Annotated in this window: 11 protein-coding genes; 4 read left to right on the top strand and 7 right to left on the bottom strand. The window is 35.7% G+C overall.

Features of this window, described 5'->3' with window-relative positions; translation table 11 throughout:
• Positions 1-23 precede the first annotated feature (23 nt).
• From AEQSU_RS05145 to AEQSU_RS05160, 4 genes are all read right to left on the bottom strand, one after another.
• A complete protein-coding gene (locus AEQSU_RS05145) occupies positions 24-2,186 on the bottom strand; it encodes a prolyl oligopeptidase family serine peptidase (protein ID WP_014781797.1) in 2,163 nt (720 codons plus the stop codon).
• Positions 2,187-2,302: 116 nt separating this feature from the next.
• The gene (locus AEQSU_RS05150; protein ID WP_014781798.1) at positions 2,303-2,683 is read right to left on the bottom strand and encodes a DoxX family membrane protein; all 381 of its coding nucleotides are present in this window, start codon (positions 2,681-2,683) and stop codon (positions 2,303-2,305) included.
• 115 nt (positions 2,684-2,798) lie between these two features.
• Positions 2,799-3,533: a tetratricopeptide repeat protein gene (locus AEQSU_RS05155; RefSeq protein WP_014781799.1), complete on the bottom strand. Its 735-nt coding sequence runs from the start codon at positions 3,531-3,533 to the stop codon at positions 2,799-2,801.
• Position 3,534: 1 nt separating this feature from the next.
• Entirely contained in the window at positions 3,535-4,125 is a 591-nt protein-coding gene (locus AEQSU_RS05160) for an RNA polymerase sigma factor (protein ID WP_014781800.1), read from the bottom strand.
• Positions 4,126-4,250: 125 nt separating this feature from the next.
• Here AEQSU_RS05160 and AEQSU_RS05165 point away from each other — a divergent pair, with 125 nt between their 5' ends.
• The 4 genes from AEQSU_RS05165 (at position 4,251) to AEQSU_RS05180 (ending at position 11,041) form a co-directional block, all read left to right on the top strand.
• Positions 4,251-5,213 carry a hypothetical protein gene (locus AEQSU_RS05165; protein ID WP_157429253.1) on the top strand — a complete coding sequence of 321 codons (963 nt, stop codon included), beginning with the start codon at positions 4,251-4,253 and terminating at the stop codon, positions 5,211-5,213.
• A gap of 240 nt (positions 5,214-5,453) precedes the next feature.
• On the top strand, positions 5,454-6,455 hold the full coding sequence (locus AEQSU_RS05170) for a hypothetical protein (RefSeq protein WP_014781802.1): 1,002 nt from the start codon (positions 5,454-5,456) through the stop codon (positions 6,453-6,455).
• A gap of 30 nt (positions 6,456-6,485) precedes the next feature.
• On the top strand, positions 6,486-8,471 hold the full coding sequence (locus AEQSU_RS05175; protein WP_042491667.1) for a DUF7849 domain-containing protein: 1,986 nt from the start codon (positions 6,486-6,488) through the stop codon (positions 8,469-8,471).
• Positions 8,459-11,041 carry a CHAT domain-containing protein gene (locus AEQSU_RS05180; RefSeq protein WP_014781804.1) on the top strand — a complete coding sequence of 861 codons (2,583 nt, stop codon included), beginning with the start codon at positions 8,459-8,461 and terminating at the stop codon, positions 11,039-11,041. Before AEQSU_RS05175 ends, AEQSU_RS05180 begins: the two co-directional genes overlap by 13 nt.
• Positions 11,042-11,056: 15 nt before the next feature.
• On the opposite strand, the gene AEQSU_RS05185 is transcribed toward AEQSU_RS05180, so the two are convergent.
• The 3 genes from AEQSU_RS05185 to mscL form a co-directional block, all read right to left on the bottom strand.
• Complete coding sequence (locus AEQSU_RS05185; RefSeq protein WP_014781805.1) at positions 11,057-12,046, bottom strand: aspartate-semialdehyde dehydrogenase; 990 nt, start codon at positions 12,044-12,046, stop codon at positions 11,057-11,059.
• A 195-nt stretch (positions 12,047-12,241) separates the two neighbouring features.
• On the bottom strand, positions 12,242-12,835 hold the full coding sequence (locus tag AEQSU_RS05190) for an N-acetylmuramoyl-L-alanine amidase family protein (protein ID WP_014781806.1): 594 nt from the start codon (positions 12,833-12,835) through the stop codon (positions 12,242-12,244).
• A 111-nt stretch (positions 12,836-12,946) separates the two neighbouring features.
• The gene (mscL, locus tag AEQSU_RS05195; RefSeq protein WP_014781807.1) at positions 12,947-13,360 is read right to left on the bottom strand and encodes a large conductance mechanosensitive channel protein MscL; all 414 of its coding nucleotides are present in this window, start codon (positions 13,358-13,360) and stop codon (positions 12,947-12,949) included.
• Between the last annotated feature and the right edge of the window lie 79 nt (positions 13,361-13,439).

The following is a 13,439-nucleotide window of genomic DNA, read 5'->3' on the forward strand; positions in this document are numbered from 1 at the left end:
GCTATTGTTGCGGGGCTTTCTTATTATTTTTTAGTGTCTTTAGTCACACTTTCTGGCAATTTTTCATAACCCATATTAAAAAGTGTAAACCCAAAAATATCAGCATATTGCTCAATAGTTTTACTCACAGGCGTTCCTGCTCCGTGACCGGCATCGGTTTCAATTCTTATTAAAATTGGGTTGGTTCCTGTTTGTTTTGATTGAAGTTCGGCAGCAAATTTAAAACTGTGTGCTGGCACTACTCTATCGTCGTGATCGCCTGTGGTAATCAAGGTTGCAGGATATGCAACTCCTTCTTTCACATTGTGTAATGGCGAATATCCTTTTAGGTATTCAAACATTTCTTTATTGTCTTCTGAAGTTCCATAATCATAAGCCCAACCAGCACCAGCTGTGAAAGTATGATAACGAAGCATATCCAAAACACCAACTGCTGGAAGTGCTACTTTCATCAAATCTGGTCTTTGAGTCATTGTTGCACCAACTAGTAAGCCTCCATTAGAACCACCGCGAATGGCGAGATAGTCGCTGGATGTATAGTTTTCTTTAATTAAGTATTCGGCTGCAGCAATAAAATCGTCAAAAACGTTTTGCTTCTTCATTTGTGTTCCTGCATCGTGCCATTTTTTTCCATATTCGCCACCGCCACGTAAGTTTGGTACTGCATAAATACCGCCTTGTTCCATCCAAACAGCATTTGCAATGCTAAAACTTGGAGTAAGGCTAATGTTAAATCCACCATAACCATAAAGAATAGTAGGGTTTTTACCGTCCAACTTCAATCCTTTTCTGTGTGTGATTATCATTGGAATTTTCGTTCCGTCTTTAGAAGTATAGAAAACTTGGCTGCTTTCAAAATTTTCAGGGTTGAAGTCAATTTCAGATTTTATGAATAATTCAGAATCACCACTCGCAATGTCATATTTATAAATGCTGCCCGGAGTTACATAATTTGTAAAAGAATAATAAAGTTCTTTTTCTTCCTTTTTTGTTCCAAAACCACCTGCAGAACCTACTCCTGGAAGTTTTATTTCACGAATTAGTTTACCGTCATAATCATATTGCACTACTTTTGAAACTGCATCAACCATATAATTGGCGAAAATGCTTCCGCCTCCTGTACTTGGGGAAAGCACATTTTCAGTTTCAGGAATAAAATCCTTCCAGTTTTCTGGAGTTGGATTTGAGGCATCTACAGTAACAATTTTTTTGTTTGGTGCGTTCATATTTGTGATAATATAAAGCTTAGAACCAACGTTTTCCAAGATATAGGAATCTGAATCGGTATTATCCAAAATGGTAACGAATGGCCCATTTGGCTTTGTAAGATCTTTAATGAAAAGCTTATTACCAGATGTAGAAGTGCTAGCGCTTATCGTTAAGTAGTTGTTGTCTTCTGTAACTGAAGCGCCAATGTAGCGATGTTTTTCCTTTGATGTCGCTCCAAAAATCACTTTGTCCTCACTTTGTGGAGTTCCCATTTTGTGGTAGTACACTTTGTGCTGATCTGTTTTTGCAGACAGTTCGCTCCCTTTTGGTTTATCGTAACTGGAGTAATAGAATCCATCTTCAGCTTTCCACGAAAGACCACTAAATTTAATGTCCTTCAACGTATCGCCAACCAATTCCTTGGTTTCAGTATTCATTACGATTACTTTTCGCCAGTCGCTTCCTCCTTCAGAAATACTGTAAGCAAGTTGACTACCATCTTTGGAAAAGCTGGTTTCACCTAAAGAAATTGTTCCGTCTTCTTTAAAGGTATTCGGATCTAAAAATACTTCGGCTTTGTTTGGGTCTTCTCCCGTTTTGTAACGATATATTACATATTGGTTCTGTAAGCCGTCGTTTTTATAGAAATAGGTGAAATCTCCTTCTTTAAAAGGAGCCCCTACTTTTTCGTAGTTCCAAAGATCAGACAAACGATTCTTCAGTTCTTCGCGAAAAGGTATTTTGTTTAAATAATCAAAGGTTACTTTGTTTTCTTCTTTTACCCATTCCGCGGTTTCTTCGCTTCGATCATCTTCCAACCATCGATATGGATCTTTCACTTCAACACCAAAATAGGTGTCCACGGTATCTACTGTTTTTGTCTGCGGATAGGTCACGGAAATTACTTCTTTTTTAGGTTCTTCTTTGCAGCCAACAAGTGCCAAGATTAAAATTATAGGAAAGATTGAAAGCTTCATATTTATATATTTTTGCGAAATGCAAAAGTACACTTTTAAAGTGAAAAGAAAATAGTTCAAAAAAACGGAAAGGCTTCCTAATTGGAAGCCTTAATTTTAAAAAGAAAGGTTCATTTTCAATGAAATAGCGGTCTGTAAACTTTCCAATGTTTGTAGATTAATACAGCGTTTAAAACCAAAACTATTACAGCCAGAATGAGGCCTGGAGTATCCATAAACAAATGGAACATTAAAATATTTAACGTTATGGGAGCCAATAAAAGTAATGCAAATGCAACCCATTTGTTAAGCAGCAGAAGCAATCCGATAAAAATTTCAAAACAACCAACAACTTTCAGAATGTAACCTGTGTTGCTAAGCGAGTCAATAAAGTTAGCCGCATCACCCGTATAAATATGCGTGGGCATAAAATTGAAGTGAATCAGTTTGCTCAGTCCAAAAAAGAGTAATCCTAAGCCTAAAACAATTCTTAGGATAGTAGTAAAAGTAGATTTCATGGGCTTCAATTTTTAAGTTAATTCTTTAAAGATAACGAAAATTTTAATGCCAAATGTTGGTATTTTTTAGAATTATTTAAGAATTGAAATGAATATATAACAAGAATCGACTAGATCATAACTCAGTTAATAGTCTTTGTGCATTTTTATATTCAGGAGCGTCTGAAGGAATTGTATTTAAAATTTCCTTTAATTCAATATAATTTTTTTGTTTTAACGAGCTCAACGCCAATAACCATGTTGCTTTGGACGCATAGACCGAATTGCCTTTTGAAATATCTTTTAGTAAAGTTTCAGCGTCTTCATACTTATTCATTTCTATTAAAGCTACAGATCTATAATATTGATATTGAATATTTTCTGATGACACACTTAAAAGTTGATTGAAATATTTTAATGCTTCTTCATAATTTTTCGCATTGAAAGCGATTTCTGCATTTTTAGCAATTTCATCTGTATTCCCTCTCATAGTCAACGAAATATTTTCATGAGTGGCATAATCTGAATAGGATGGTTTTTGGAAATTATTAAACAGAAACAATCCTACAGCCAATAGAATTGTTGCGGCAATACCATATTTCCAAGGCCTAAACTCAATCACTTTTTTCTTGGGAATAGTTGTTGCAGATTCAGACTTATAATTAGTATCTGCTTGATTTATAGTTTCTAAAACTGAAGCACGTTGGTATGAAAGCCTATTTTCCAAAACGGCATAAATGCTTTTAAATTCGTAAAATTCTTCAGAAAATACTGAATCTTCACTCAATCTCTTTTCAAATAATTCACGTTCAGCAGTTGATAAATCATTATCAAGGTAGCTTATAAATAGTTCATTGGCTTCACTTTCCATATCAATAGTAATCTTTTTTAAGCTTTCTATACAGAGCGCTTTCTTTAATTAATTGGGTGAGTTTACTTATACAAAGCGACTTTTTTTTGCGGGCGTACGCATACGTTACGTCCATTTGATCTGCCACTTCTTGCATAGACATTGCCGAAAAACCCAGAGTGATTATCTTTTTACAGGTTTCACCCATTGTTGAGAGTACAGCCAAGTAAAGGTTCTGTTGCTCTTCAAATTGTTGAGTTTTTGCTGCTTGTTCATCAGCATCGTCACTTATATATAAACGTTCCTCTTCAATTGTTACCTCTTTATTGCCACTTTTTTTGATTGAATTGAGCCATTTACGTTTACAGATTAAGAAAAAATAGGCGTCAAAGGGGCAAGTAAGCTGCAATCCGTTCGTTTTTGCTTGATCGTAAATTGTAATGAGCGTTTCCTGAATAATATCGCGTGCCGCAGCTTCATCACCACTGTTTTTACAAACATACCCAATCACTTTAGGTGCAAACTTGGTATATATCTCATTAATAATAATACTATCGTTGGCCACGAGTGCTGCAACATATTGCTGGTCTGAATGTACTTTTTTAGATTTCAAAGTGAGGTTTTAAAACTTAAAAATAAGGAAAACTTACAACTGAGGGGTAACAAATTTTAAATCTGTTGATATATGGGTATAATCTTAAAATTTTAGAAATCATGAAAAAAGCGAGTCACAAACAAATGAAATTTTCTTTCTCAACACTTATAGTAGCATGCTTAGTAGCATTAGCAAGTATAAGTTGTAGCAAAGAAGAAGTAGATCCAATTGAAAATATTTTTGTGGCACCAACTGTTGCTCAATTTAAAAACCTCAGAGATTTAGCTTTAGCGCAGCACACAGAGACAGCAACTTTTAATGCTGAAGACGGTGTTACTTTTACATCAAACGACGGAGCACAAATAAATATTCCGGCTGGTTGCTTAACGAATAATGGAAATCCTGTTACTGGAGCCGTGGAACTTACTTTTATAGATCTATACGCAAAAAATGATATGATGGCAACCAATAAACCAACTATGGGATTGATGCCCAGCGGAGACAAAGCACTATTAATTACTGGTGGTGAATTTTTTATTGATGTAAGACAAAATAACACGCTTCTCGAATCTAGTTGCGGGTTTCATTTGCTTGTACCTTTTGACAACACTGGCGGCGAAGATTCAGAAATGATAATGTGGACGGGAGTTATAGACGAAAACGGAAACCTTACTTGGGAAGAAAATGAAAATATGGAATTATTCGCGCAAGGCGCAAATTATTTCGTATTCGGAAATGAATTTGGTTGGACCAATATTGATAGATTCTACAGCGATCCTAGACCAAAAACCACCATGAAAGTGAAGGTTCCGGAAGGTTTTGATTTTGAAAACAGCGCAGTTTATCTATCCTATGACGGTGAGCCAAATGCCTTAGCCCAATTGGACGCTTATATTAGTGAAACCAAAGTTTTCTCTGAACACTACGGCCAAATTCCAATTGGACTGGAAGCCCATATTATTTTTGCAACTGCAGAAGGAGATGATTGGCGTTATGCAATACAAGCTGTAACCATTTCAGCAAATCAGATTTATACTTTTACTATGCAAGACACTCAAGTTGATACTTATGAAAATCTTGTTGCGGCTATCAATGCCTTACCTTAGTAAGTTGGTGTGTTGATTTTTTGTTTATTTGATAGCCAAAAAGAGGCCACTGTAAAAAGTGGTCTTTTTTATATAAAGGCAATGTTTTATATGAGGTTTTAAAACTTAGAAGTTTTGCAGATATTTAAAAGTCGTATCTTGTGTTATCTAATGAGATTAATTACCAATAAAATTTTAGAAACCAACTGAAGATGAGTAATTAGAATAATTCTTTCTTCCAATTCATCAAATTTTTTTCAAATGAAATATCTAATCACACTTTTTTGTTTCAGCATTTTAATAATAACATTTGGCTGTAGCTCAGATTCTGAGGATTGTACTGTTGGAGCTATTCAAAATCCAAATCAACTAGATCCAATCGATGGTACGATATATAGGCAAAGTGCGCAGGATTGTAGGCTTCCAAAAGTGCAAACGTTTCAAGTAAGTAACATCACTGGAGGCGAAGTTAGAGCTGCACAAAACACAATACTTTTTATTCGCCAAGGAGCGTTCACGCAATTAGATGGCACATTTATAGATGGCGACATTACATTGTCAATACTAGAAATGTATCGCCCGGGCGAAATTATTGCCTGCCAACTTTCCACAAATGGGCTTAATGATATCCAAAAAGTAGAACCACTACTCAGTGAAAGCATCCTTTATATAAAAGCTGAATATAATGGTAACCCAATATTATTGAAAAATGAGTTAGAAATTTTTGTTCCTTCTAAAAATCGAAATTTGGAATTATCGGTCTTTAATTCTCCATCATGTCCAGAATTTGAATGCCAAGTGCTATGGGAAATTAATGCGCAATCTTTCGTTTTTGAGGAACCTTATCAAGGTCCCAACGGAATTTCTATAGCAGGCTACCGTACTTTTGTTACTGATATTTCTCAATTCGGCTGGTTAAGTTTTGCGCGATACAACCTTAATCCAGAGCCTCGCGGTGTTTTGTACAACAAAGCACTTTCACCATATTCCCTCGCAAACAGTAACGTTTTTTTAAAGTATGATTCTGAAAGCGTTGCCGTCGGAATGTTTTCAGAATTTGATGCTGCTAACGATGTTTTCAGCGAAAAATATAATGAAATTCCCAAAAACACACCTGCAAACGTAATATTCGTAAGTAAACCTGAAAATGAATTTGCTTTTGAATCTATTCCCATAATTACTGAAAACGGCAAAATAACCATAACCCGAAACCTTCAAAAGGGCTCTGAAGATAACTTGATAGACTACATTAACAACCTATAACCTATGGCGAAGTTTTTACGCACTTTCTTTATGTTTTTCATTTTCGTGTTCTCTGCGAACATAGTTGGGCAAACTCCAATGAAAGATACACTTACGCGAACGGCACCAATTTTTTATGACGTTATGGGGAACAAGGTGGATTTTAGACCAGAAATGCCGCCCTTAAACCAAATAGCGGGTGCGCCAAAAGCATTTTATACCTATCATTGGGAATTTGGAGATGGAAATTTCAGCACCCAAGAAAAACCAAAACATAAGTATAAAAATAATGGAGAATATACCGCCAGGCTCTGGAGCACCAATAATTACGACAATGGAAAACCACCTACAAGTAGACCCGAAAAAGTTAAAATAACTTCCGTTGGGATCGATGGTTCCAGTGCTTCCATTGATACTTCAGAAGAAAACAATCCCTCGCTTTTTATTGAAAACGAACATTTAATAATAAGAACAAACCGAGATCCGCTTCCAGATGAAGAAATGGTGCTGATAACCAGCTATAAAAACACCAAAGATTACGTTACAAGCGGAAGTTTATACCTTTTTTACAACGATAAAAAGTTTAAAGACAACAATTTTATACTTGAAGATACGCGGCTTCACAATGGCGAAACCATTGCTCCAGCTGATCCAATGTTCGCGACAGAATTTGAACCGGACCATTCCAATTCTTTCGTTGCTGGAACACAAACCAATCCTTTATTGAATAAAAAAATTAGCCAAGACTCTACAAAACGCTTAGTCCTTCCTGTTACCCTAGAAGAATCTAAAGGAATGTATAGAAATCATCAACTTATAGAATTTGAAAATATGCAGCCAGGCGAGGAACGTCATATTTTCAGAACCTTAAAAACCACTCCCGAAATGTTGAAGGACACCAGCGCTTTGGTAACTTTAAGAACCATTTATGTACCAGATAAAAACTACGGAAACCACACAGTAAAGGACACCGAGCTTGAAATTGTAACCTCTCACGACCCCAATAAAATGTCGTCCAACGGAACTATTTTAAACTACCGTTTGGTTCGCTTCAAAAAGGTGAAATTTAAAGTGAAATTTCAAAACAATGGTGAAGGACCGGCAAACACAATACGCTTAGAGGTTGACACGCCAGAAATGTTTGACAAAAGCACTTTAGAAGTGATGGAAATGTATCCCGAATGTCCTATCTGCCCGAAGGAGCGAGAGGTAAACTATTCTTGTTTAGATACCATTATTAAAAAAGACAAAATCATTTTCACTTTCAAGAAAATATATTTGCCCGGAACCGCACAAAAAAATGTAATAGAACGTGATTCTACCAAAGGTTTTGTAAAATATGCTATGAAATTTGGCGATGATTTTCACAAAAAGAATACGCGAAGTAGAACCGCAATTTATTTTGATAAAAATGAACCAATTATTACGAATTATAGCACCACTCGCTTTATGACTGGGATTTCAATAGGCGCAAAAGCTGGCTATATTTACACACCTTCAAAAGATAAAAGTCGAGAGGTTTTTGCTGGAATTACCGTTTCACCTTTCAAAACGTATCGCGGCTATTTTCAGACTGAATTCTACGTTTCTGCTGCTTCTTTTGAAGAATTGAAAAAGTTTGAAACAAGTGATTTAAATGACGTTGGAATTGAAAACATACAGCGCTTGTCAGAAAAAAATAAAGAAAATAATATCACTGCTTATCTGGTGCCTATTTCCTATCGCTACAACTTGAATAATTTTTTAGCCATTGGCGCGGGAGTTCAGTTGAAGCTAGATTTTCAAAGTAAAATTGCGACAGAAACTGAAGGGGAAGCGTATTTAAATATTCCTGGTGAGGGCGTAATTAGGGATGAGAGCAATGATACATTCCAAACAACTGAATGTACAGATAATTTTGCAAATTTTAATAGTGGTGTCTTTATAGGTGTAAATGTAGGTGCCGTGCGTATTGGCCCTAGTGTGGGCGTTCGTTATGTGTTCAACTTTAATGAACCCACTTCACAACTTCAAGCCTATGCAATTTGGAAGTTCTAAAACGATATATACTTAGCTTTTTCTTCCTATTTTACTTAGGAATAATCGTTGCGCAACAACAGCCAGTTGATATTATTTACTCAAATTTAGATGCGTTTTTAGAGCAACCAAATCCTGAAAACCTTTCAAAACTTCAGAATTCAATTGAAAATACTTCTGCAACGGACAGTGAAATTCAATTAGCAAAAACAATTGCTTATTGCAATATTGGTTATGTGGAAGCCCAAAACGGTTCACTTCAAAAAGCCATAGATGTTTACGAAAAAGCAAAGCAACTATATTTTTCTGAAGGCTTAAGCAATTATGATATTATTGAATATTGTCTCAAGCCGCTTGGAAATCTTTATATAAAAAGTCAAGCGCTTTCCGAAGCAGAAACCATCATAAAACATTACATTCTCTACGCCAAGGAAACTGGTCAAAGCAAGCAAGAAACAAGCGGAATTATAAATCTTTCCGTCCTCTATCACAATCGCGGGGAATTTGAAAAAGCGAAGAATATTCTGGTTCAAACTTTGAATCAAAATCCTTCAAATCTGGATTTAAAACTTAATCTGGCCAGTGCTTATTTCGCTTTAAATGATACGAAAGAAACCAAAATTCTTTTGAAGAGTATTTTGAGTACAAATTCGCAAAATGTTCAAGCGCTTCAGCTTTTGGCACAAGTAAATCTTTCTGAAAAAGAATATGATAACGCTAGTTCCAACCTCAAAAATGCTTTAAAACTTCTTCAAAACGATCCAAAAACCAAAGCTAGGGAAACTGCAAAATTGCACTTGTCTTTGGCGGAAACTTATCTCGCAGCGAATCAACTTTCCAACTCTTTTTCTGAAATTCAAAAGGTTTATGCACAACTAATTCTTTCCTATAAAATGGAACAATCCCTACCAAAAAAAGAACAATTATACGCTGAAACCACTTTGATGGACGTTTTAGATTTACACGGAAATGTACTTTCAAAACAAGGAAAACCTGAAGACGCCTTGGAAGCTTTTGATTTAGCTACTGAAGTAAATGATTTTCTGTTTGCGCAATTATATATTCAAGATAGCAAATTGATAGCGCAGCAAAACGTAAAACATAGAAGCGAGCTAATGATGGAGCTTTTTTACCAACAATACATATCCACCAAAAATGTGGAATGGATTGAAAAAGCTATAAAACTTGATAGTAAAATAAAAGGTCGAATTGTAGCCGATGCAAATTTTTTAAAAGGGAAACTTAATGAAAAATCTTCCCAATTTCAACAACTTCAGAAGGAATTGGGAACTTTGGGAGAAGAAATTCAAAAACAAGTTCAAAACAAAAATCTTGACTATTCTAAACTTGCAACTTTGCAAAAAGAATACAGTTTTGTACTTACAAAGCAAAGAATATTATATGACAGCATTCAGTCCGAAATAGCTTCTGTTTCACAAACAAAAACCGTGTTTTGTTTAGATGAAATTAAAAAGAAAGCGACAACTTTAAATCAGACTTTGGTGAGTTATTTTATTGGGTCCGAAACGGTTTATCAATTTATTATTTCAGAAGAAAAAACACTTTTCAAAAAAATTGTTAATTCTAAAGATGAAAAGGAACAGTTTACGGAAGCTATTCGTTCATATAATCATTTTTTTAACAGTCCAACCACTATCAATAACGACATTCCATTTTTTGCTGAAGTTTCTTTAAAACTTTACAAAGAACTGCAATTGCCAAAGGCTCAAAACCTGATAATCATTCCTGACGGAATTTTATCTTTTGTACCATTTCAAACTTTATTGACATCAAAAAAACAAACTTTTCAATACAATGAAATGCCTTTTCTGGTTTTTGAAAGTGCTATTTCTTACTCGGTTTCTTTTTCAGAATACTTAAAAAATACGGGTTCATTTAAAGAAAAACAATCAGTCTTAGGCCTGTTTCCTGTATTTAAGAATACGCCGCAGGAATTGGGTTATTCCGTTTTTGAAGCAGAAGTAATTGCCAAACTTTTTCCAACAGATTTATTGATGGAATCAAAAGCTTCAGCCTCTAATTTTATTGAAAACGCTTCTTCACATTCAATTTTACATCTATCTACCCACGCAATCGGGGGTACTTTCAACAGTGAACCGAGCATTCAGTTTTACGATCGTAATTTTTCTTTGGAAGAACTTTACGGACTTCAATTTTCCAGTCAGTTAGTTGTTTTAAGCGCTTGTGATACAGGTGTTGGAAAAGTGGTAAAAGGTGAAGGAGCATTGAGTTTAGCTCGCGGATTCCGATATGCAGGAGCTCCAAACGTGCTTTTTTCACTATGGCAAGTAAACGATAAAAGCACGGCGCAATTGATGGATTATTACTATCAAAATTTGAAAAACATCCAATCTCGAAATCTTTCACTCCATCAAGCAAGTTTGAATTATCTTCAAGATGCAACCATTGATAACGCTCGAAAATCTCCATATTATTGGGGCGCTTTTGTGTATTATGGCACTACGGATGCGCCACAAGAAAGCACTGATTGGCTTTGGGTTTTCTTACTGCTTGCAATTATTCCTTTGGGTGGAATTGCAGTTTGGTATTTTAAAAGAAGAAGGTCTTAGGTTATAAAAAAAAAACTAAACCAGAGAATTAGCCACCAAATACTCCGCAATTTGAACGGCATTAGTAGCAGCGCCTTTACGAAGGTTATCACTTACAATCCACATATTGAGTGTGTTTGGCTGCGTTTCATCACGACGGATGCGACCAACAAAAACCTCATCTTTATCGTGAGCATAAAGTGGCATTGGATAGGTATTTGTGTCTGTATTATCCTGTACCGTAACACCAGGAGTTTCGTGCAACATTTTACGAATATCGCCAAGGATAAAATCATGTTCAAACTGTACATTTACTGCTTCACTATGGCCGCCAGCTGTTGGAATACGGACTGCGGTTGCAGTAATTGAAAACGTTCGGTCGTCCAATATTTTTTGAGGTTCACGCGCAAGTTTCATTTCTTCCTTGGTGTAGCCATTCTCTTCAAAAGAGTCGCAATGCGGTAATGCATTTCTGTGAATTGGGTATGGATAGGCCATTTCACCTTTTATGCCTGCCATCTCATTTTCCATCTGCTTTACAGCCTTTAAACCAGTACCAGAAACCGATTGATAGGTAGAAACTACAACGCGTTTCATTTTATATTTTTTGTGAAGTGGCGCTAAAGCCATTACCAACTGTATAGTTGAACAATTTGGATTTGCAATTATTTTATCGCTTTTGGTCAATAAATTTGCGTTAATTTCTGGAACGATGAGCTTTTTATCGTGATCCATTCGCCATGCGGATGAATTGTCAATTACCGTAGTTCCAGCTTCAGCAAATTTTGGAGCCCATTCCAAGGAGGTGCTTCCGCCAGCAGAAAATAGGGCGATATTCGGTTTTGCGGCAACGGCTTCTTCTAAACCAATTACTTTGTATGTTTTGTCTTTAAAGGTCATTTCCTTTCCTACTGATCTTTCGGAAGCTACCAAAAGTAATTCGTCAATTGGGAAATTGCGTTCTGCCAATACTTTCAACATTACTTCGCCAACCATTCCTGTGGCACCAACTAGAGCTAATTTCATATTCTGGATTTGTTATTTTGAGATTCGTGTATTTAACCGCAAAGGTCGCAAAGTTTTTCGCAAAGGGCACAAAGTGTTTATGGCAAAAGTATAGTTCTTTAGTAAATATTTAAAAAACTGTCTTGAGCAAATTGCTTTGAACGGCTATGAGATAGCATTGAGATGTTGCGGAAATCTTTCAGTTATAGCAGCAGACTATTTTATTGCATTGTAAATGGCTTGTGCAATTTTATCTTGACTCTCTGCAGAAGTCAACAGTAATTTATCTTTAGGATTACTTAAATAGCCCATTTCAATGAGTGTGATTGGTGCTTCTACATTTTTCAAAATAGAAAAATTTGCGTTTTTGATTCCGTTGCTTGAGAATTCCTTAGGGATGGAACTTTCAATGCTTTGGGCAAGACGATTGGACTTTTCACTTAAGTTGTTGATCTGAGTGCTTACAAAAAAGTCGAAACCACTAACTTCAGTATCATCGTTGGAATTTATGTGAAGTGAAAGCACATAATCAGGATTTAAAGCATTTATAAATTCCAGACGATCCTTTAAGGAAACAAAATAGTCTCCTTCACGAGTCAAAATGATTTTCACATTATCTAGCTTATTCAAGGCAACGATTTTTAGCGCAATTTCAAAAGCAATATCTTTTTCTTTATGGCCATCACTTTCATAGCCATTGTCTTTTCCACCGTGGCTTACATCAATAACAACTATTTTATCACGTGCGTACGAAAATGAAAAGGTAAACAGCAAGAATGCAAATCCTAAAATTCTCAAATCATTTCTCATCAAATTTTAATTAATAAGTTTCCTTATAAATAGAAGTAAAAAAGAACCCTCTTCCGCTTGAAACAGAAGAGGGTTTAAGGTTAGAATATGTGATATAGCGGTGACTGAAAATTATTTTTTTCTAAGCTCGTCTCTAATCTCGATAAGCAATTCTTCTTGAGTTGGTCCTGCTGGTGGTGCTGGAGCTGCTTCAACTTGTTTCTTTTTGGTTTTGTTGTAAGCTTTAACAATTATGAATAGAACAAAGCCTACAATTATTAAGTTGATAATCGTATTTATCCATTTACCATACATAACAGCGTTTTCTGGCGTTGCAACAGTACCATCTGCCCCAACAACTGCAGGATCTAGTACAACTTTCAAGTCTGCGAAATCTACACCTCCTGAAAAATGACCAATTATTGGCATCATAACGTCGGTAACGAAGCCATTAACAACAAGGCCTACGGCGCCTGCCAAAATAACGGCTATGGCAAGGTCTATCACATTGCCGGTCATAATAAAGTTTTTAAATTCTTTTAACATATCGATTGGTTTTAGTGGTTAATCTGCTAATTTAATAAAAATTGTATCATATTATAAAAGAAAACATGCAATAGCCGTT

Origin of the sequence: Aequorivita sublithincola DSM 14238 (genome assembly GCF_000265385.1) — a bacterium.
Lineage (GTDB): Bacteria > Bacteroidota > Bacteroidia > Flavobacteriales > Flavobacteriaceae > Aequorivita > Aequorivita sublithincola.